This window comes from Actinoplanes sp. NPDC049265, from assembly GCF_043197135.1.
Lineage (GTDB): Bacteria > Actinomycetota > Actinomycetes > Mycobacteriales > Micromonosporaceae > Actinoplanes.
On sequence record NZ_JBICSP010000010.1, the window covers coordinates 192540 to 211008 of the forward strand.

The 18469-nt window shown below is 69.1% G+C and carries 16 protein-coding genes, 1 tRNA gene and 1 pseudogene; 12 read left to right on the forward strand and 6 right to left on the reverse strand.

Annotation, left to right across the window (positions count from 1 at the left end; translation table 11 throughout):
• Positions 1-582, forward strand: a complete 582-nt coding sequence (locus tag ACGFIO_RS24130) for a YceI family protein (protein ID WP_392828814.1) — start codon at positions 1-3, stop codon at positions 580-582.
• A 383-nt stretch (positions 583-965) separates the two neighbouring features.
• Here the strand turns inward: ACGFIO_RS24130 and ACGFIO_RS24135 are convergent, their stop codons facing one another.
• The gene (locus ACGFIO_RS24135; RefSeq protein ID WP_392828816.1) at positions 966-2777 is read right to left on the reverse strand and encodes a Hansenula MRAKII killer toxin-resistant protein 1; all 1812 of its coding nucleotides are present in this window, start codon (positions 2775-2777) and stop codon (positions 966-968) included.
• A gap of 124 nt (positions 2778-2901) precedes the next feature.
• Between ACGFIO_RS24135 and ACGFIO_RS24140 the strand changes: the two genes are divergently transcribed.
• On the forward strand, positions 2902-3657 hold the full coding sequence (locus ACGFIO_RS24140; RefSeq protein ID WP_392828817.1) for a PASTA domain-containing protein: 756 nt from the start codon (positions 2902-2904) through the stop codon (positions 3655-3657).
• Positions 3658-3678: 21 nt separating this feature from the next.
• On the opposite strand, the pseudogene ACGFIO_RS24145 reads toward ACGFIO_RS24140, so the two are convergent.
• Positions 3679-3952, reverse strand: a pseudogene (locus ACGFIO_RS24145) (hypothetical protein); the annotation flags it as partial.
• A 354-nt stretch (positions 3953-4306) separates the two neighbouring features.
• On the opposite strand from ACGFIO_RS24145, the gene ACGFIO_RS24150 reads away from it, so the two are divergent.
• The 3 genes from ACGFIO_RS24150 to ACGFIO_RS24160 all read left to right on the forward strand — a co-directional run bounded on the left by ACGFIO_RS24150 (position 4307) and on the right by ACGFIO_RS24160 (position 5977).
• Positions 4307-5188 carry a helix-turn-helix domain-containing protein gene (locus tag ACGFIO_RS24150; protein ID WP_392828819.1) on the forward strand — a complete coding sequence of 294 codons (882 nt, stop codon included), beginning with the start codon at positions 4307-4309 and terminating at the stop codon, positions 5186-5188.
• Complete coding sequence (locus ACGFIO_RS24155) at positions 5158-5376, forward strand: DUF397 domain-containing protein (protein WP_392829021.1); 219 nt, start codon at positions 5158-5160, stop codon at positions 5374-5376. Before ACGFIO_RS24150 ends, ACGFIO_RS24155 begins: the two co-directional genes overlap by 31 nt.
• Before the next feature lie 160 nt (positions 5377-5536).
• Positions 5537-5977 (forward strand): hypothetical protein, encoded by a 441-nt coding sequence (locus ACGFIO_RS24160; protein WP_392828821.1) that lies wholly within the window; start codon positions 5537-5539, stop codon positions 5975-5977.
• A gap of 9 nt (positions 5978-5986) precedes the next feature.
• Here ACGFIO_RS24160 and ACGFIO_RS24165 read toward each other — a convergent pair whose 3' ends face one another.
• The 4 genes from ACGFIO_RS24165 to ACGFIO_RS24180 form a co-directional block, all read right to left on the reverse strand.
• Complete coding sequence (locus ACGFIO_RS24165) at positions 5987-6577, reverse strand: hypothetical protein (RefSeq protein WP_392828822.1); 591 nt, start codon at positions 6575-6577, stop codon at positions 5987-5989.
• Positions 6578-6755: 178 nt separating this feature from the next.
• Positions 6756-7562: a WecB/TagA/CpsF family glycosyltransferase gene (locus ACGFIO_RS24170; protein ID WP_392828823.1), complete on the reverse strand. Its 807-nt coding sequence runs from the start codon at positions 7560-7562 to the stop codon at positions 6756-6758.
• Positions 7559-8632 (reverse strand): NAD-dependent epimerase/dehydratase family protein, encoded by a 1074-nt coding sequence (locus ACGFIO_RS24175; protein WP_392828825.1) that lies wholly within the window; start codon positions 8630-8632, stop codon positions 7559-7561. The genes ACGFIO_RS24170 and ACGFIO_RS24175 overlap by 4 nt, the downstream gene beginning before the upstream one ends.
• Positions 8633-9290: 658 nt before the next feature.
• Positions 9291-9373, reverse strand: a tRNA-Leu gene (locus tag ACGFIO_RS24180).
• A gap of 165 nt (positions 9374-9538) precedes the next feature.
• On the opposite strand from ACGFIO_RS24180, the gene ACGFIO_RS24185 reads away from it, so the two are divergent.
• The 7 genes from ACGFIO_RS24185 to pknB all read left to right on the forward strand — a co-directional run bounded on the left by ACGFIO_RS24185 (position 9539) and on the right by pknB (position 18428).
• Complete coding sequence (locus tag ACGFIO_RS24185) at positions 9539-10327, forward strand: FhaA domain-containing protein (RefSeq protein WP_392828827.1); 789 nt, start codon at positions 9539-9541, stop codon at positions 10325-10327.
• Between the two features lie 5 nt (positions 10328-10332).
• Complete coding sequence (locus ACGFIO_RS24190; protein WP_392828829.1) at positions 10333-10818, forward strand: FHA domain-containing protein; 486 nt, start codon at positions 10333-10335, stop codon at positions 10816-10818.
• Positions 10815-12248, forward strand: a complete 1434-nt coding sequence (locus ACGFIO_RS24195) for a PP2C family protein-serine/threonine phosphatase (RefSeq protein ID WP_392828830.1) — start codon at positions 10815-10817, stop codon at positions 12246-12248. The genes ACGFIO_RS24190 and ACGFIO_RS24195 overlap by 4 nt, the downstream gene beginning before the upstream one ends.
• Before the next feature lie 79 nt (positions 12249-12327).
• Positions 12328-13782 carry an FtsW/RodA/SpoVE family cell cycle protein gene (locus tag ACGFIO_RS24200; RefSeq protein ID WP_392828831.1) on the forward strand — a complete coding sequence of 485 codons (1455 nt, stop codon included), beginning with the start codon at positions 12328-12330 and terminating at the stop codon, positions 13780-13782.
• Positions 13779-15281, forward strand: a complete 1503-nt coding sequence (locus tag ACGFIO_RS24205; RefSeq protein WP_392828833.1) for a peptidoglycan D,D-transpeptidase FtsI family protein — start codon at positions 13779-13781, stop codon at positions 15279-15281. Before ACGFIO_RS24200 ends, ACGFIO_RS24205 begins: the two co-directional genes overlap by 4 nt.
• A 1-nt stretch (position 15282) precedes the next feature.
• A complete protein-coding gene (locus ACGFIO_RS24210) occupies positions 15283-16641 on the forward strand; it encodes a protein kinase (protein WP_392828835.1) in 1359 nt (452 codons plus the stop codon).
• Positions 16638-18428, forward strand: coding sequence for a Stk1 family PASTA domain-containing Ser/Thr kinase (gene pknB / locus ACGFIO_RS24215; RefSeq protein WP_392828837.1), 1791 nt, complete (start codon positions 16638-16640; stop codon positions 18426-18428). Before ACGFIO_RS24210 ends, pknB begins: the two co-directional genes overlap by 4 nt.
• Positions 18429-18469 lie beyond the last annotated feature (41 nt).

Consider the following 18469-nt stretch of genomic DNA (forward strand, 5'->3'; position numbering starts at 1 on the left):
ATGACCGAGTCCGTCGCCATCGGCCCCCGCGACTTCCAGGGCGTTCAGGTCCCGCCGGCCGGGACCTACCTGCTCGACGCCAACCACAAGCGCGTCGGCTTCGTGGCTCGACACCTGATGGTCAGCAAGGTGCGTGGCAACTTCGAAACCGCCGAGGCCACGATCGTGGTCGGCGAGGACCCGCTGCAGTCCTCGGTCAGCGCGACGATCCAGACCGCGAGCGTCAACACCAACGCCACCGACCGCGACAACCACCTGCGCAGTGGCGACTTCTTCGACTCGGAGAAGTACCCGAACATCGAGTTCCGCAGCACCGCCCTCAAGTCCTGGGACGACGGCGAGTTCGTCCTGGACGGCGAGCTCACCATCAAAGACGTCACCAAGCCGGTCGAGCTGAAGGTCGAGTTCGAGGGCGCCGGCAAGAGCCCGTACGGTCAGGACGTCTTCGGCTTCAGCGCCACCACCGAGATCGACCGCGAGGACTGGGGCCTGACCTGGAACATGGCCCTCGAGTCGGGCGGCGTCATGGTCAGCAAGAAGATCAAGATCGAGATCGAGGGCGAGGCCATCCGCCAGGCCTGATCCTAGGCTCGCCGGGCTTCGGCCGGTCGCATCACACCGGCTCGATTCACATCGCCGAGCGCCGCTCCCGCTGTTCCGGGGGCGGCGCTTTCGTTTCGCGCCGGCTCCGGTTGCACCGTCTGAGCGTTGCTCTCGCGGTTGGGGGCGGCCTTTCGCGCCGGCTCCGGTTGCACCGTCTGAGCGTTGCTCTCGCGGTTGGGGGCGGCCTTTCGCGCCGGCTCCGGTCGCATCGTCCGAGCGCCGCTTCCACGGATTGGGGCGGCGCTTTCGCGCGCCGCGACGGATCTCAGCTCATCGGCCGGTGTGACCGTCCTTCGCGGCGGTGCGCTGGTACTCAGACCGACGATCGCCCGGCGCTGAGCACCGGTTTCCTGGCGAACGACCTACTTCTCGTCGGCCTCGCGCGGCGGGTTGATCTTGGCGATGGGCGGGCTGGCGGGCGGGGCCGCGACCGTCGACTTGCGCGGCGGCTTGGCGTCCTCGGCCTTTGGTGGCTCGGTCGGCGACGCGGTCTGTTTGCGTGACGTGCCCTTGCGCGGGCGGCCGACCGCAGTGGGCTTGAACGGATCGGCCGCCGGGGCGGGTGCCTTCGGTGCGCCGGCCGGCGCGGACTTCGCCGGGGCGGGGGAAGCCGACGGCTGGGACTTCGCCTTCGGCGAGTTGGCCGGGCGGCCCAGGTCGGCGGTCGGCTCCTCGTCCCCAGCAGAGGATGCCGGCGCAGAGGCCGCGCCGGCTGAGGTGGGTGCGGAGCCCGAGGTGGGTGCGGAGCCCGAGATGGGGGCAGGAGTTGAGGGCTTGAGGTCGAGGGTCGGCTCGTCGTCTGGTGTCTGTCGCTTACGCCGTCCGAAGAGGCCGCCGCGCGAAGGTCGGGCGACGGGATCCGCGGAGGGGCGGTCGCCCGAGGTAGCGGCGGGCTCGCGGGTCGAGGGATCAGAGGCGGGTCGGGCGGCTGCGGCGGAGGTGGGTTGGGGCGCCGGGGCGGAGGCCGGTCGGGCGGCCGGGGCGGGTCGGGTCGCAGGCGCAGGCGCAGGCGCAGGTCGGGCCGCAGGAACGGTGCGGGCGGCCGCGGGCTTGGTGCGGGCAGCCGCATCGGAAGTCGTGCGGGCGGCCGCAGGAGCGATGCGGCCGGCCGGATCGGGAGTGATGCGGGAGGCCGGGTCTGAGGCAGGGCGGGCGGCCGGGTCGGAGGCGGTACGGGAGGCCGGGTCTGAAGCGGGGCGGGTGGCCGCGGTAGAGCCGGTGGGGCGGCGCTTGGGGCGGGAGGACGGTGGGCTGATGGCTTCGGACCAGTCGTCCTCGTCGGTGGGGGGTGGGGCGGAGGACGGCGGCGGTGTGGGCGTGGTTCGGCGCTGGGCTGCGGTTGTCACCAGAGCGGAACCGGCCAGGCCGGACAGGACGGCGTAGGGGGCGATCAGGTACGCCGACTGGAGTTCGCCGATCGCGCCGGTCAGCTGGGGGGCCAGGAGCAGGAACGCGACGCCGACCAGGACCGGGCCGACGGCGCCCGAGGCGGCCGTTCCTACTCCGTAATGGCCTCGGCGGGCGGCCGGCCACGCGGCCAGCACGCCCAGCAGGAACGCCGCGCCCAGGGTGATCAGGGCGCTGGGCCAGTAGATCGCCCCGTACCGTGAATCCTCTGCGATCTTGGCGAATTGCCAGCTGGTCAGGTATGTCGCGGCGGGGCGGCCGACGGTCAGCTCGACCACGATCGCGGTCGCGGCCAAGGTCCAGAGGTAGGCCGAGGTGGCGATCAGGTTGGCCGCCACGGGACCCGAGATCACCGCCCAGTACGCGATGAGCACGCCCAGGACGATGCCGATCAGGGCGTACAACGCCGCCGTGTTCTCGGTCGCGATTCCTCCCGCCCGTACCACGGCATCGCGAGCCGGCAACGCGACCAGCGCGACCGTCAGCAGCGCACCGACCCCGGCGGAGAGGGCGAGCCCGGCGCGCAACGGCCCGGAGGGTCGAGTGCCCCGCAGCGCGGCCGCGATGATCGCGCCGAACACCGTCGAGCTCGCGGCGATCCATGTCGCCCAGCCGAGGCTGCCCAGCCACACGCTGTCGTCGGCGCCGGCCGTGACCGGCCACACCACCACGCCGAGCCCGTAGCCGAGGCCCAACTGCGCGGCACCCGTCGCAGCCGCTACCCCGGCCGCGGCGGCCACCTGTGTCGTCCAACCCTTCGCGGCCATGGCGGGCACTGTAGCGGCACGTGACGATGGCGGCGAGTTGGTCATTGTCCCGCACGTGTCACACGGCGGCGCCAAGATTGGATACGTTGGCCCCGGCGCCCGGCGTGCAGGAGAGGGAGCGCAGATGTCCGACGAGACACGGCAGTTCTCGCCCTTCGATGACGACGATGATGATGATCGGACACGGGTGCGGCCAAGTCACCCGGACGAGACCAGTCCGGCGGGGGACGACGACCGCACCGTTGTGGCACCGCACAAAGGTGAGACGTCGGTCATGCCGAACCAGGACTGGAAGGCCGACGACGCCGCCTGGGCCGGTCGCGCGCAGGTGCGGCCGCCGCGGCCGAGCCGGGAGGACTGGACGTCGTCCGAGGACTGGTCGACCAGCGAGCCCCGGGAGCCGCGCGGCAAGTGGTGGATGCCGATCGTGGTGGGCATCGTGGGCCTGTTGCTGCTGGGTGCGCTGGGCTGGGGCATCTACTTGATCGCGACGAACACCGACGAGCCGTCGGACAACCCGACGGTGCCGCCGGTTTCGGCGCCGGCCGTCCAGACGCCACGGACGACGAAGGCCACGACCACCCGGCCGGCCACCACGCCGCCAGAGACCGAGCCGACCACGACCGAGCCGACCGGGCCGACCGAGGTGGCCGTGCCGGCTCTGCTCGGACTGTCGCAAGAGGAGGCTCAGGCCGCGCTGACCAGGAGCGGCTTCCAGTCACGGGTGATCTACCGGCCGAGTGAGAGCCCGGCCGGAACGGTGATCGACAGCGATCCGGCCGAGGGCCAGGAGGTGCCGCCGGACACGGTGGTGACGCTGGTCATCGCCGTCCCGCAGCAGGCACCGCCGAGCACCGGCGGCACGCCGAAGCAGAACTGACGTCTCAGCGGGTGCTGCGGATCCGGATCGAGCCGGTGTTCTGCCCGGGGCGCCGGCCGTTGCGGGTACGCGGGTCAGGGGCCTTTCCCACCTGCCGCAATCCGTTGACCTGCACGAAGATCGAGCGGCGCTCCACGGCCTCGCCGGCTGCGTTCAGCTCGTAGCCGTCCAGCCAGATCCAGCCGTCGTACGTCGGCCAATCGTGCACCCGAATCACGCGAAACAGCATCGGCGCCGTGAACTGGACACTCGCCGCCTTCGTCACGTGTATGACATCGCCGGACCGAGGTAGCACGTCTTCTCCTGTCCTGAAACTCGTCTGCGGGGTGGACGTTGATCAGCCGCACATGGTGACCGGCGATGCTCCAGTGTGCCCGGCGCGTACACCTATGCAACCTTGGCGGAGGCGAATCATCCTCCCGGTGCACACTCTTGGCGCAAAGCTCCATCACTCCATGGTGGACATTCGAATCCATGAGGGGATCATGGCTAGCGTGACCTGATCACTAAAGGAATCTTGGTGATATCGGCCATACTCAAAAGACTGCACTACTCGCAGTATTGATGCAAGTTGCATGTCAGCCGTCCGTGATTGTTTGATCACGAAACGATGTTGAACGATCGGACGATCATTCGCGAAACTGGACGCGTGAATGTCCGTAGAAGCCCAACGATCCGCCGCCGTCGACTGGGTGCGGAACTGCGACGATATCGCGAGGCCGCCGGCGTCACGATCGAGGTGGTGGCCGAGGGTCTGGGTTGCTCTCCGTCCAAAGTGTCCCGCATAGAAACCGGACATAACAGCGCAACTCCCCGCGATGTCGCCGACATGCTGACCATTTATCGGGTCGCAACTCACGAAGCCGAAGAATTGGTCCAAATCGCTCGTGAGGCGCGACAAAAAGGGTGGTGGCATCCGTACAGTGCGGTCCTGGTCGGCGCGTACGTCGGGCTCGAGGCCGCGGCGCGCGGAGTCCGTGCGTACGAGCAGCTGGTGATCCCCGGCCTCCTGCAGAGCGAGGAATACGCCCTCGCGCTCATCCGCAACGCCCGGACGAGTGACACGCCGAAGGACATCGATCGTCGTGTGCACGTCCGGCTGGCCCGGCAGTCGTTGCTGACCCAGGAGGATCCCATCTACCTCTGGGCGGTGCTGGACGAGGCGGCGCTCAGCCGGCCGGTCGGCGGCGAGGAGGTCATGCTGGAGCAACTGCGCCATCTGATCGAGGCGCAGGAGTTGCCCAACGTGACCCTCCAGGTGCTGCCGTTCGCGGCCGGCTCACACGCGGGCATGGAAGGCGCATTCGCGATCCTGGATTTCCCCGATCAGGTTGATCCGGACGTGGTGTACGTCGAGAACGCGACGGGTGGGCTTTTCCTGGAAAAGGAAGAGGAGCTGAGGAAATACCACTCGATCTTCGACGACCTCCGCGCGCTGGCTCTCGGCCCGGACGAGTCGACAAAGCTGATCGAGTCGCTGGTAGAGGAGCCATTGTGGAGATCACGACCAAGGGATTCAGGGTCAACCTGAGCAGAGCGCAGTGGTTCAAGAGCACGCGGAGCGGACCCAACTGCGACAACTGTGTCGAGGTGGCGTTCATCCAGGACGCGATCGCGGTCCGCGACTCGAAGGACCCGTCCGGCCCGGCATTGATCTTCACCGCCGCGGAATGGGACGCGTTCGTCGGCGGTGCCAAGGAGGGCGAGTTCGACCTCTGAGTTGAGCCCCAGGCGCCCCGCCCGGCCCTCCGTCGCACCGTCGGAGGGTCGGCGAGTGTGCCTTTTGTCCCACTATTGCCGTCGCCCGAACGGGCCAACCTCGTTGAACGACCTAAGCGCGGGCCGGACCGCGGTTTGATCACTTCAGCGAGGCGAGACGATGAACGAGAACCTCAGCAACGGTTCCGCCACGGCACAGGACCGGTTCAGCGGCGGCGTCAGCGCGTACCGGCAGAGCCGCCGCGAGGCCACCGAAACCGAAGGTGAGCTGGTCACCCGCCGGGACGGCGCGCCGCTGCCGACCCGTTCGCCCGGGCTGTCCACGCCGGGCCTGGAGCCGTCCAGCGCACTCGACCGGGCCGCCAAACTGCCGTCGCTCGACCTGCAGGGCCTCACCGAGCCGGTGTTCTCGCCCGGCAGCTGGTCGGACGCGACGCCGGCCCTCGCGACCTCGATGGCCGACCACCCGCTGCTGCGCGGCCTGCTGCTGGAACTGCCGGCCCGGGGCAGCCTGCCGCCGTCGGAGTGGCTGGACCGCTGGTTCGAGGCCGCCCGATCCATCCTCGAACTGCTCTACGTGCAGGAAGCCCGCAAGAACTAGCCGGGACGGCTACGGCACCAGCTGCTTGGGGCGGCGTTTGATCGGGGCGATCGCGCCGACACTCAAGCGGCTGTGCCGCACGCCGTGCCGGATCGCGATGGCCACCGCGACCAGGCCGGCCACCCCGCCGACAACGGCCACGAGCAGGGCCGTCGACACGTCGATGACACCCGCGGCGATCGGCAGGCCGGCCACCGCGGCCAGGCCGGCCACCTGCGTCGGGACCACGATCAGGGGATGCGCGGCGCCGGCGGTCAAGCCCGGCGGAATCGGCGCGAGCGGGGCGGTGGCCAGCGCGGCCGCACCACGCCGGACCCGGGCGAGGCGACGCACGCCGACCGTCAGCACGACGGCGACGGGTACGCAGACCAGCACGATCGCCGTACCCGCCGGCTCCGGACCGGGCCGGCCCAGATTGACCAGCGGAACCGCCACCAGCATCGCCGTGCCCGCGGCGATCACACCGGTCAGCAGCGTGGCCCGGCGGTGCAGCGCGGCGGCCGTAGCCGAGGCCGGCAGCCCGTCGGCGATCAGGCCGGCGGTGAGCCAGAGCACGGCGAGCGACCCGATCAAGGCGATGTCCACAGCGCCAGACTTCACCTGTCACACGACACGCGAAACCGGGATATCACCGGACCGGCACCCCTAAGGGGCCACATCCGTCCGGGCGAAGTGGACAATCGCCCTGTTACCGGGCCGGCGAACAATCTAATGTCGGTTCAGGGACTCGACCTGGGGAGGTCGCGCCGGGACCTCTTGGATGAGGGGTCCCGGCTGTTCATACGGCGAAGCTCTCCACCGGTGCGTCCGTCGCCGGGGGAGGCGTGGCCTTCCAGGCGCCGGAGCGCTGCGCGGTGAGACGGGCGACGTAGTTCGGGTTCAGCAGCACGTAGCGCTTCCACAGCCGCTTGGGCTCCAGGCCCAGCCGCCACAGCCACTCCAGCGCGTACTTCTGCATCCACGCCGGCGGGTTCTTCAACAGGCCGGCGTGATAGTCGAAGGCGGCGCCGACCGCCAGCAACGGCATGTCGAGCAGCGGGCGCATCGCGTACGTGAAAATCTCCTGGCGCGGACAACCCAGCCCGACCAGCACGATTCGTGCCCCGGAAGCCTTGATGCGCTCGGCGATCTCAGCCGGCTCACCCGGCTGGGACTTGCGGAACTTCGACGCCTCGACACCGGCGATCTTCAGCGCCGGGAACATCTCCTCCAGCGCCGGGACCAGCCTGGCCAGAACCGGTTCGGTCGAGCCGTACAGATAGACCGGCAGACCCTCGGCCGCGGCCTCGCGCAACACTCGCAAGGTCAGCTCCGGGCCGTAGACGCGGTCGGTCAAGCCGGCGTGGTGCAGCACGTTCAAGGCGCCGCGAACCGGCTGGCCATCCGGTGTGACCAGGTCGAACGAGTTGAGGCGGGCGTTGTGGGCCGGGTCCTGCACACCGGTCATCACCCCATGCACGGCCAGGGCGGTCACCGCGTACGGGCGGCGGTCCCGTGCGGCCCGCAGGATCCGGGCCGTGGCGGCGTCGTAGTCGACGATGTCGACCAGGACACCCAGCACGTTGCCCTTACCCTTGTCGATCATCCGACCGGCACCCACTTGCCCACGTTGGCCTCGTAGATCTCCTGCAGGATCATCGGGACGTCGTAAACCTGCTTCCACTGCGGGTAGTCGGCCTCGAAACGGGCGTTCGAACCGATCCACCACTTGTGGTCGCCGACCCGGTTCTCCTCCTTGTACTCCGTACGCATCTGCTCGCCGGTGATCTTCTCGCACAGCGCGAAGGCCTCGAGGTGGGAGGAGTTGGAGAAGCGGCCGCCGCCCAGGTTGTACACGGCACCCTCCCGCGGGCTGCGGAAGAAAGCCTCGAACGCCGTCAACACATCGTGGCTGTGGATCGAGTCGCGGACCATCTTGCCCTGGTAGCCGAAGATCTTGTAAGTCCGGCGTTCCATGTTGCAGCGCATCACATAGCCCAGGTAGCCGTGCAGCTCGGTGGCCGAGTGCGCCGGACCGGTCAGCGTGCCGCCCCGGAACAGGGCCGTCTTCATGCCGAAATAGCGGCCATACTCCTGAACCATCACGTCGGCCGCCACCTTCGAGGCGCCGAAGACCGAGTGCAGGCACTGGTCGATCGACATGTCCTCGGTGATGCCGTTGTAATACGGGTGGTCCTCGGGGAGCTCCCAGCGGGTCTCCCGCTCGACGAACGGGAGGGTGTTGGGGCGGTCGCCGTAGACCTTGTTGGTCGAACAGTGGATGACCGGGGCCCCGATCGCGTGATCCCTGACGTTCTGGAGCACGTTGAGGGTGCCGGTGGCGTTCACGTCGAAGTCGGTGAACGGGTCCCTGACCGCCCAGTCGTGGGACGGCTGAGCCGCGGTGTGGATGACCACCGCGATGTCCTTGCCGTACTTCTGGAAGATCTTCTGGAGGCCCTCACGGTCGCGGATGTCGATGCCGTGGTGGCTGTACTTACTACCCAGGTCCTCCTTGAGGCGTTCCACGTTCCAGGCGGTGGAGGCCTCGGGGCCGAAGAACTCCTGGCGCATGTCGTTGTCGATGCCTACGACGTCGAGGCCCAGGTTGGCGAAGTGTCGCACCGCCTCTGAGCCGATCAGGCCCCCGGAACCGGTAACCAGCGCAACACTCACTTCAGCAAACCTCCGGGCCTCTGGGAAACAGCCGCGAGCATAGCTTCCTTGGGCTTGGGGGGCTTGGTTGGCTTGGTGGGTTGGGTGTGGCTGGGTTTGCCGGGTGTGGCTGGGCTTGCTGGGTGGCTGGGCTTGCCGGGTGTGGCTGGGCTTGCCAGGTGTGGCTGGGCTTGCTGGGTGAGGCTGGGCCGGCTGGGTGGTTGGGTGCGGTCAGGTCAACGGCGGGCAGCGGCGGGAGGGGGTTGGTGTGGGTGGGGGCTGGGGTGGGTGGCCCCTCTGCGGCTTGTTGGGTTGGCCCGGTTAGGTCAAAGGCTGCCAAGCGGCGGTGCCGTTGCTGGTTGTGGTGGTTCTCGCGGTGCGGGCCGTTGTTGGTTGCGGTCGCTGCCGGTTTTTTGCCGATCTGGGGGACGCTCAGGCTGGGATTTCGGCGCTCGGCCTTGGCGTTTGCGCCCGGTGCCCGGCGCTTGGCGTTTGCGGCCTGGCGTTTGGCGTTGGTCTTTGACCTTGGCTTTGGCCCCGAATCGGGTGACGCTCAGCGTTCGCGGATCGCTGCGCTCGCGCCTACAGCGCGGGGCTTCCGGGGGCTCGGCCCCCGGAGCGGAATACGAGTGAGGCCCCGGCGAGCGCTTTCTGCTCGCACGGGGCCCCGACTCACTCGTGGGGATGGGGGGAGTTGAACCCCCACGTCCTTTCGGACACACGGACCTGAACCGTGCGCGTCTGCCATTCCGCCACATCCCCGTGACGTGTTGCTAGCTGCGGCAGACTAGGCTGTCACAGTTACCGCGAGAGCTAACTAGCCCTGCGACGTCGAGAACATTAGCACGGCGCGGCAGGGCGTTATACGAGGGTCAGAAGTGCCGGTCGCTCTTCACAGGGACGGGGAAGCGGCGGCCGGATACCATCATGTCCTCGGAACCCGAGGAGGAGCCGGTGAGCGTGCTGCAGCGCTTCGAGAAGCGGTTGGAAGGCCTGGTCGAGGGGGCCTTCGCGAAGGTGTTCAAGGGTGTCGTGCACCCGGTGGAGATTCTTAACGCCATGCAGCGGGAGGCCGAGGCGCACAAGGCCATCCTGGCCGGTGGCCGGACGCTGGTGCCGAACCGTTATGTGATTGATCTGTCACCTTATGACCACAGCCGGTTGGCGCCGTATGCGGCGGCGCTGGCTCAGGAGCTGGCTCAGTCGCAGGCCGAGTTCATCGGTGAGCAGGCCTGGACGGTGTACGGCGACGTCATCGTCGAGATCGAGCGGGGGGACGGGCTGGACACCGGCATGTTCCGGGTGACGGCCGAGGTCTACACCGGTGGCGAGGTCGCGCCGGTGCAGCAACCCGCGTACGACGCGGGGCCGCAGTACTCGCCGTACGACCAGCAGGGCGGGGGTTACCAGCAGCACGGCGGCGGGCACAACGGCCGCAACGTGGGGCTGGTGTCCGGTGACGGGCGTACCTACCCGCTGCAGATGGGCTCGACCGTTATCGGTCGCGGCGACCAGGCCAACCTGCGTCTTCCGGACGTGGGCATCTCCCGGCGCCACGCCCGGCTGGACTACGACGGCAGCCAGGTTGTGCTGACCGATCTGGGCTCGACCAACGGGACCATGGTCAACGGGCAGCGGGTGTCCGCGGTGGCGCTCAACCCGGGCGACATGATCCAGTTGGGTACGACCACCCTTACGTTCCGAGTGGACGGCTAAGCACCTTGCCCGAATTCGTCCTCACCGTTGCCCGGTTCGGCTTCCTCATCCTCCTGTGGATCTTTGTGTTCACCGTGGTGGGGGTCATTCGCCGGGACCTTTTCGGCAGCTCGCGCTCCAAGAGCATCGTCGCCAGCCCCCGTGGGGTGGGTGGCGCGGTGCTCGGCGGGCCGGCCCCGGCGAAGGCGAAACGCGGTAAGGCGCCCCGGCAGCTCGTGGTGACCGCCGGTCAGCTGGCCGGCACGCGGATCACCCTGGGGGAGGCGCAGATCACGATCGGACGAGCCGAGGACTCCACCCTCGTCATCACCGACGACTACGCCTCGGCTCGGCACGCCCGTCTGGTCAACCGCGACGGCCAGTGGTTCGTCGAGGACCTCGGCTCGACGAACGGGACCTATCTCGATCGCGGTAAGGTCTCCGGACCTACCCCCGTCCCCCTTGGCGTGCCGATCCGGATCGGCCGCACTTCACTAGAGCTACGGCCATGACCCTGACCCTGCGCTACGCCGCTCAAAGCGACCGCGGTCTGATCCGAGACGGAAACCAAGACTCCGTCTACGCCGGACCGCGGCTGCTCGCTGTCGCCGACGGCATGGGCGGAATGGCGGCCGGTGACGTCGCCAGCAACATCGTGATCGCCGCGATGGCCCCACTGGACGAAGACGTGCCCGGCGACGCCCTGGTCGACGCGCTGCGGCACGCCGTCGGCAACGCCAACCAGACGCTCCGCGACACCGTCGACGCCAACCCGCAGCTCGAGGGCATGGGCACGACGCTGACCGCGGTGCTGTTCTCCGGCAGCAAGATGGGCATGGTGCACATCGGTGACAGCCGTGCCTACATGCTCCGGCACGGCGAGTTCGCCCAGATCACCAAGGACGACACGTACGTACAGATGCTGGTCGACGAGGGCCGGATCAGCCCGGAGGAGGCGAGCAGCCACCCCCAGCGATCCCTGCTGACCCGGGCGCTCGACGGCCGGGACATCGACCCGGAATACTCCGTCCGCCAGGTCCTCAAGGGCGACCGGTACCTGATCTGCAGCGACGGCCTGTCCGGCGTGGTGAGCGCCGAGACGATCGGCGAGAGCATGCGCGACATTCCGGATGCTCAAGCCTGTGTCGAGCGTCTCGTGCAGCTGGCGCTGCGCGGCGGCGGACCGGACAACATCACCGTGGTGGTCGCCGACGCGACCGACGCCGACATCATGGAACAGGCGCCGATCGTCGGCGGTGCGGCGGCCCGCGACCGCGGCAACACGACGATGGCCGACTCCTCCAGCGCCGCCGCGAGAGCAGCCGCCCTGCAGGCCCCGCCGCGCTCGGCCCAGCCCGACACGGCCGCCTACGAGACGCCCGAACCGGAGCCGAAGCGGCATCCCGTCCGTACCAGCCTGCTCCTGCTCCTGCTTCTCGCCATGCTCGGCGGCGGCCTGTTCCTGGGCTGGCGCTACACACAAGATCAGTACTACGTGGGCGCGACCGATTCCGGACAGCTGGCGATCTTCCGCGGTGTGCCGGGTGAGGTCGCCGGGTTCGACCTGTCCAGCGTCAACGAGACCAGCACGGCCCGGCTGGACGACCTGACCACCACGGCTCAGGACCGCGTCAAGGAGGGCATCCAGGCCGACAACCGGCCGGACGCCCAGCGCCGGCTGGCCGAGCTGACCGCCAACGAGCCGTCCAACCCCAACCTCAAACCGATCTGCACGTCGGCCGGCCCGAGCACGTCGGCGTCCGCGCCGGCCAGCACACCACCGACGCCGCCCGCCGCGCCCTCCGCGTCGGGAGGATCCTCCGTACCGGGCCGGACCGCCTCCTCGGCGCCGGCCACCACGCCCGCCACTGTTCCGGACGCTTCGCCCTCCGACGCTGCGCCGCCGGTCATCCCGCCGGTCGGCTGCCGCCCGGTGGACTGAGCCTCCGCTCACCACGTCTGGGGACATCTTCTTGACCGCGCCCGCAGTACCGGCTCCCACACCCGCGTCGACGGGTGAGATGCCGCGTATCCCGGGGCTGAAGACCCACCGCAACGCCGAGCTGGGTCTACTCGCCTTCGCGATGATTCTGGTCGGGGTGTACGCGGCCACGGTCGAGGCGAACCAGTACGGCAAGATCAGCGGAACCTTCTGGGTGCCGGCCGTGCTGCTCAGCATCCTGTTCCTGGCCCTGCACGTGGTGATCCGGTTCATCGCTCCGTACGCCGACCCGGTCCTGCTGCCCGCGGTAGCCCTGGTCAACGGCCTCGGCGTGGCGTTCCTGCGGCGGCTCGACATCGCCCGCGCGCTGGACAAGAAGCTGCCCGAGCCGGGCCTGTTCTCCGGGTACGGCGGGCGTCAGCTGGCCTGGACCTTGGCGTCACTGATCCTGGCCGCGGTGCTGCTGCTGGTCATCCGGGATCACAAACAGGTATCGAAATACGCGTACACCCTGGGTCTGATCGGCATCGTCCTGGTCATGATCCCGGCCGTGCTGCCAGGCAGCATCTCCGAGATCAACGGGGCCAAGCTGTGGATCCGGGTCGGCGGTATCTCACTGCAGCCCGGTGAGTTCGCCAAGCTCGCGCTGGTCTCCTTCTTCGCGTATTACCTGGTCCGCAAACGCGAGGTGCTGTCGCTGGCCAGCAAGCGGTTCCTCGGCATCGACTTCCCGCGCGGCCGTGACCTCGGTCCCGTCATCACCGTCTGGCTGCTCAGCCTCCTGGTCCTGGTGTTCGAGAAGGACCTGGGTACGGCGCTGATGTACTTCGGACTGTTCGTGGTCACGCTGTACGTCGCCACCGAACGGGCCAGCTGGCTGATCATCGGCCTGCTGATGTTCTTCGGCGGCGTCTACGTGGCATACCTGCTGGGCGCCTCGGTCGGCGGCCCGTTCGCCAACTTCTACGACCGCGCGCAGGTCTGGCTCAACCCGTTCGACCCGCACCAGTACGAACGCGCCGGCGGCAGCTATCAGCTGGTCCAGGGCTTGCTCGGGCTGGGCACCGGCGGCTTGTTCGGCACCGGGCCGGGCGCCGGGTCGCCGGGCTTCGTGCCCGAGGTACGCAACGACTTCATCTTCGCCGGCATGGGTGAGGAGATCGGGCTCTTCGGTCTCACCTCACTCCTGGTGGTCTACCTGCTCATCGTCGAGCGCGGGCTGCGCGCGGCCATCGCGGTCCGCGACTCCTTCGGCAAGCTGGTCGCCGGTGGCCTCGCGTTCACACTGGGCTTGCAGGTCTTCGTCATCGTTGGTGGCATCACCGGGCTGATCCCGCTGACCGGGCAGACGACGCCGTTCCTGTCGTCCGGAGGCTCATCACTGATGGCGAACTGGCTTCTCATCGCCATGCTGCTCCGCATCTCCGATGCCGGACGCCGCCCGGCGTCCGGCGGACCGCAGGAACGGGCGGCCGGCCCCAAACAGCCGCCGGCCCAGCTGCACGGCGCCATGACGGAGGTGATCCAGCCGTGAACGCACCACTGCGTAAGGCCGGCGTGGTCATCCTCGTGCTGTTCGGGTTGCTGTTCGCCAACCTCAACTGGGTGCAGGGCTACAAGGCCGACGAGTACCGCAACAACGAGCACAACCGCCGGGTCACGGTGGCCGAGTACGAGCGCGCCCGCGGCGTCATCGAAGCCGACGGGCAGCCCCTGGCCAGCAGCAAGGTGACCGACGACCAGCTCAAATACCTGCGGGTCTACCCCAAGAAGGAGATCTACGCGCCGGTCATCGGCTACAAGCCGGTCGACAACGCGGCCACCGGCATCGAGAAGAGCGAGAACGAGTTCCTGGCCGGGACCAGCGACAAACTGATCGCCGACCGGATCGGGGACATGTTCACCGGCGACAACACCGGCGGCGGCAACATCGTGCTGACGCTCAAGACCCGGGCCCAGGAGACGGCCTGGAAAGAGCTCACCGACAACCAGAAGGGCGTCAAGAAGGGCGCGGCGATCGCGATCGACCCGCGTACCGGCGCCATTCAGGCCATGGTGACGATGCCCAGCTACGACCCCAACCCGCTGGCCAGCCACGACCCCAAGACCTTCACGGCGACGTTCAAGGAGCTGAACGGGGATAAGGACAACCCCATGCTCAACCGGGCGATCGCCGACACCAAGCCGCCCGGCTCGGCCATGAAGGTGATCATCTCGGCGGCGGCGCTGCAGGCCGGCAAGACGCAGGAGAGCCAGATCCAGGCCGGCGACAGCTACACCCCGCCGGGCAGCGGCGCGACGATCAAGAACGCCGAGTCCGAAACCTGCCCGAGCACCCAGGTCACCCTCAAGGAAGCGCTGACCACCAGCTGCAACACCGGCTTCGCCCGGCTCGGCGTCGAGCTCGGCGCCGAGCGGGTCAAGAAGACCGCCCAGGCGTTCGGGTTCGAACAGACCGACCTGACCATCGGCAACCTCGAAGGCAGCGGGCTCGCGGTCACGGCCAGCCGCACCGGCGCCATGGCCAACCCGGACGGCAGCACCGACCAGGCCGCGCTGGCCCAGTCGTCGATCGGGCAGCGTGACGTGCGGATGACCGTGCTGCAGGGTGCGCTGATCGCCGCCACGGTGGCCAACGACGGCAAGCAGATGAAGCCCTACCTGGTGCAGCAGGAACTCAGCTCGGAACGCCGGCCGCTGTACACAGCCAGCCCCAAGGTCCTGCGTACGCCGGTCAACAGCGACGTCGCCAAGGACCTGCGCGAGATGATGGTCAGCGTCGTCAAGAACGGCACCGGCCGCAAAGCCAAGATCAGCGGGTTCGAGGTCGGCGGCAAGACCGGCACCGCGCAGAACGGTGAGGGCCGGCCGCCGCACGGCTGGTTCATCGGATTCGCCTACAACGAGAAGGGCGAGGCGGTCTCGGCGTCGTGCGTCATGCTGGAGAACGTGCCCGGCGGAAGTGCCAGCGCCGAGGCGGCCCGGATCTCCGGGCTCATCATGCGGGCCGCGGCCGGCCGGGGAGGGGACTGACATGATCAGCCCTGGGGTGACCCTCGGTGGACGCTACCGGCTGGACGAGCGCATCGCCGGTGGCGGCATGGGCGACGTCTGGCGGGGCACCGACGAGGTGCTGGGCCGCACGGTCGCCGTCAAGATCCTGCTGCCGGCGCTGCTCGACGAGCCCGGCTTCGCCGAGCGGTTCCGCGGCGAGGCCCGCACCATGGCCACGATCAACCATCCCGGCGTGGTCGACGTCTACGACTACGGCAGCGACCAGCAGCTCGCCTTCCTGGTCATGGAGTACGTCGAAGGCGACGCGCTGTCCCGCACGCTGAGCCGGGTCGGCCGGCTCACCCCGGCCCGCACGATGGCGCTGGTGGCCCAGGCCGCCGACGCACTGCAGGCCGCCCACGCCAACGGGATCGTCCACCGCGACGTCAAACCCGGCAACCTGCTGGTACGCCCGAACGGCACGCTCGTCCTGACCGACTTCGGCATCGCCCGGTCCGCCCTGGTCGGCCAGCTGACCGTGGCCGGGTCGGTGCTCGGCACCGCCTCCTACATCTCGCCCGAGCAGGCGTCCGGCGCGGTGGCCACGGCCGCCTCCGACGTGTACGCGCTCGGCGTGGTCGCGTACCAATGTCTCTCCGGTCATCGCCCCTTCGACGGGTCCACCCCGATCGAGATCGCCATGAAGCACGTCCGGGACTCCCCGCGGCCGCTGCCGGCGGACATCCCGCACGACGTCCGGGCGATCGTCGACCGCGCAATGGCCAAGGACCCGTCGGCCCGCTGGCCCACCGCGGCCGCCATGGCCGGCGTGGCCCGGCAGGCGGCCTCGTCCCTGACCACCGCCGCGCACCAGCCGGCCGTGAACGGCTCGTCCGGTCCGCCGCAGAGCCGCCCGCAGTCCGGCAGCCCGATGATCAACCACCCGCACTCCGGTGGACCGTCGGCGCCCGTCATGCACTCTCCGATGGGCGGAGCCGCACGTCCGCCCTACCCGCCGGTGCCGCGTCCGGTGTCCGGCGGCCAAGCGCGGGGGGCCGCCTCCGTGCCCCCGGCACAACAGCCGTATCGTCACCCGTCGGCACCGCCGATGGCGCAGCACCAACCCGCGGCGCAGAAGGCGGAGGGCTCCGGCGGCCGGCAGGTTCTGATCGTGCTGGCCGTGGTGCTCGCACTGCTCGTTTTGTTGTGCGCAGGTGTCATCTCTTTCCTGCTCAAACAGGGTGACACGACTGCCCTGGGCGATTCCGGGGGCAATGCCGCGGTCGTCCGCACGGGCGTGGCCGGCGAGGGAACGCCGGCAACGTCGTACCGTCTTAGAGAGCAGGCGTCCGATCCGCGGGCGCCGACCAGCGCGAGCGAAGGACGACAGACGCTATGACGGCGCAGGCCCGCCTGCTCGGTGGCAGGTATCAGGTCGGCGAACTGCTTGGCTACGGCGGCATGGCCGAGGTGCACAAGGGACGTGACCTCCGGCTCGGCCGCGACGTGGCCATCAAAATGCTGCGTACCGACCTGGCGCGCGACGCGACGTTCCAGGAGCGGTTCCGGCGCGAGGCGCAAAACTCGGCCGCCCTGAACCACCCGGCCATCGTCGCGGTCTACGACACCGGCGAGGAGATCTCCTCCACCGGCGAGAAGCTGCCGTTCATCGTCATGGAGTACGTGAACGGCCGCACGCTGAAAGAGGTCCTCGCCCAGGAGCAGCGCATCCAGCCGCGCCGCGCCCTGGAGATGATCGCCGACATCTGCGCCGCCCTGGAGTTCAGCCACCGGCACGGCATCATCCACCGCGACATCAAGCCCGGCAACGTCATGGTCACCCCGAACGGCCAGGTCAAGGTGATGGACTTCGGCATCGCCCGGGCCCTGGCCAGCGGGGCCACCACGATGACGCAGACCAGCGCGGTCATCGGCACGGCCCAATACCTTTCGCCGGAGCAGGCCCGCGGCGAGTCGGTCGACGCCCGCTCCGACGTGTACGCGGCCGGCTGCGTCCTGTTCGAGCTGGTGGTCGGGCACCCGCCGTTCGTCGGCGACAGTCCGGTCAGTGTGGCCTACCAGCACGTACGCGAAGACCCGCGCGCCCCGAGCTCGATCAACCGGGAGGTGCCGCCGGACGTCGACGCGATCGTGCTCAAGGCGCTCGCCAAGAACCCGGCCAACCGCTACCAGAGCGCGCAGGAGATGCGGGCGGACGCCCTCCGCGCCGTCTCCGGCCGGCCGGTCATGGCCACCCCGGTGATGTCCGAGGCCGAGACGATGGCGATGACCGGGCCGATGCGTACGCCCGCCGCCGCCACCCAGATCAACCGGCCGCTCGCCGGCGGGGTCCCGTCGGCGCGCCCGCCGCAGCGCAAATCGTCGTCCTGGGTGATGGCCGTCCTGGCCGCGCTCGGTGTGCTGGCCGTGGTCGCGCTGGGTGTGGGCCTGGCGCTGTCCCGCGGCGACGACAAGCCCGAGGCGCCGAAAGCCGCCGTGGTCGCGATGCCCAAGCTGAAGGGCGCGACCGAGGACGAGGCGACCAAGAAGCTGACCGACCTGAAGTTCATTAACTTCACGGCCACCGAGCCACAGGAGACCAGCGACTGCCCCAGCACGCCCACGGTGGTGACTCAGACGCCGGAAGCGAACGCGCAGACCGCCGTCGACCAGCCGGTCACTTACACGCTGTGCAAGGCCCCCGACAAGGTGCAGGTCCCCGACAATCTGGTCGGCAGCACGCGGGACGCGGCCGAGTCGGCGCTGAACAAACTGAAGCTCGAGGCCGACTTCGACCCGGTCGACAGCGACAAGCCCGAGGGCCAGGTCCTCAAGGTCGAAAAGGCCGGGCAGCAGGTCGACCCGGGCACGAGGATCACCGTGACCGTCTCCCGGGGCAACAAGATCCCGGTGCCGGACGTGACCGGCAAGACCGAGGACGTCGCCAAGGCGCTGCTCGAGGGCTTCAACGTCAGCGTGCGATCGGTTCCGACCGGGGGTGAGCCCGGCACGGTCGTCGACCAGAGCCCGAAGGGCAAGACCACGGCCAAGCGCGGGTCCACGGTGACGATCTCGGTGGTCGCACAGCCCGACCCGAACCCGGATCCGTCGGACGACCCGCCGCCGGACGACCCGAACAACCCGGGCAACGGTGGAGGCAACACCAACCCGGGTGGGCTCTTCTAGCTCTTCTTCTTACTGACGCGGCGCGGCCATCATGGTCGCGC

Excerpts from the sequence above, each read along its gene's own strand:
- ACGFIO_RS24130 (WP_392828814.1), top strand. The coding sequence starts at position 1 with ATGACCGAGTCCGTCGCCATCGGCCCCCGCGACTTCCAGGGCGTTCAG.
- ACGFIO_RS24135 (WP_392828816.1), bottom strand. The coding sequence starts at position 2,777 with ATGGCCGCGAAGGGTTGGACGACACAGGTGGCCGCCGCGGCCGGGGTA.
- ACGFIO_RS24140 (WP_392828817.1), top strand. The coding sequence starts at position 2,902 with ATGTCCGACGAGACACGGCAGTTCTCGCCCTTCGATGACGACGATGAT.
- ACGFIO_RS24160 (WP_392828821.1), top strand. The coding sequence starts at position 5,537 with ATGAACGAGAACCTCAGCAACGGTTCCGCCACGGCACAGGACCGGTTC.
- ACGFIO_RS24170 (WP_392828823.1), bottom strand. The coding sequence starts at position 7,562 with ATGATCGACAAGGGTAAGGGCAACGTGCTGGGTGTCCTGGTCGACATC.
- ACGFIO_RS24185 (WP_392828827.1), top strand. The coding sequence starts at position 9,539 with ATGTCCTCGGAACCCGAGGAGGAGCCGGTGAGCGTGCTGCAGCGCTTC.
- ACGFIO_RS24195 (WP_392828830.1), top strand. The coding sequence starts at position 10,815 with ATGACCCTGACCCTGCGCTACGCCGCTCAAAGCGACCGCGGTCTGATC.
- ACGFIO_RS24200 (WP_392828831.1), top strand. The coding sequence starts at position 12,328 with ATGCCGCGTATCCCGGGGCTGAAGACCCACCGCAACGCCGAGCTGGGT.
- ACGFIO_RS24210 (WP_392828835.1), top strand. The coding sequence starts at position 15,283 with ATGATCAGCCCTGGGGTGACCCTCGGTGGACGCTACCGGCTGGACGAG.
- pknB (WP_392828837.1), top strand. The coding sequence starts at position 16,638 with ATGACGGCGCAGGCCCGCCTGCTCGGTGGCAGGTATCAGGTCGGCGAA.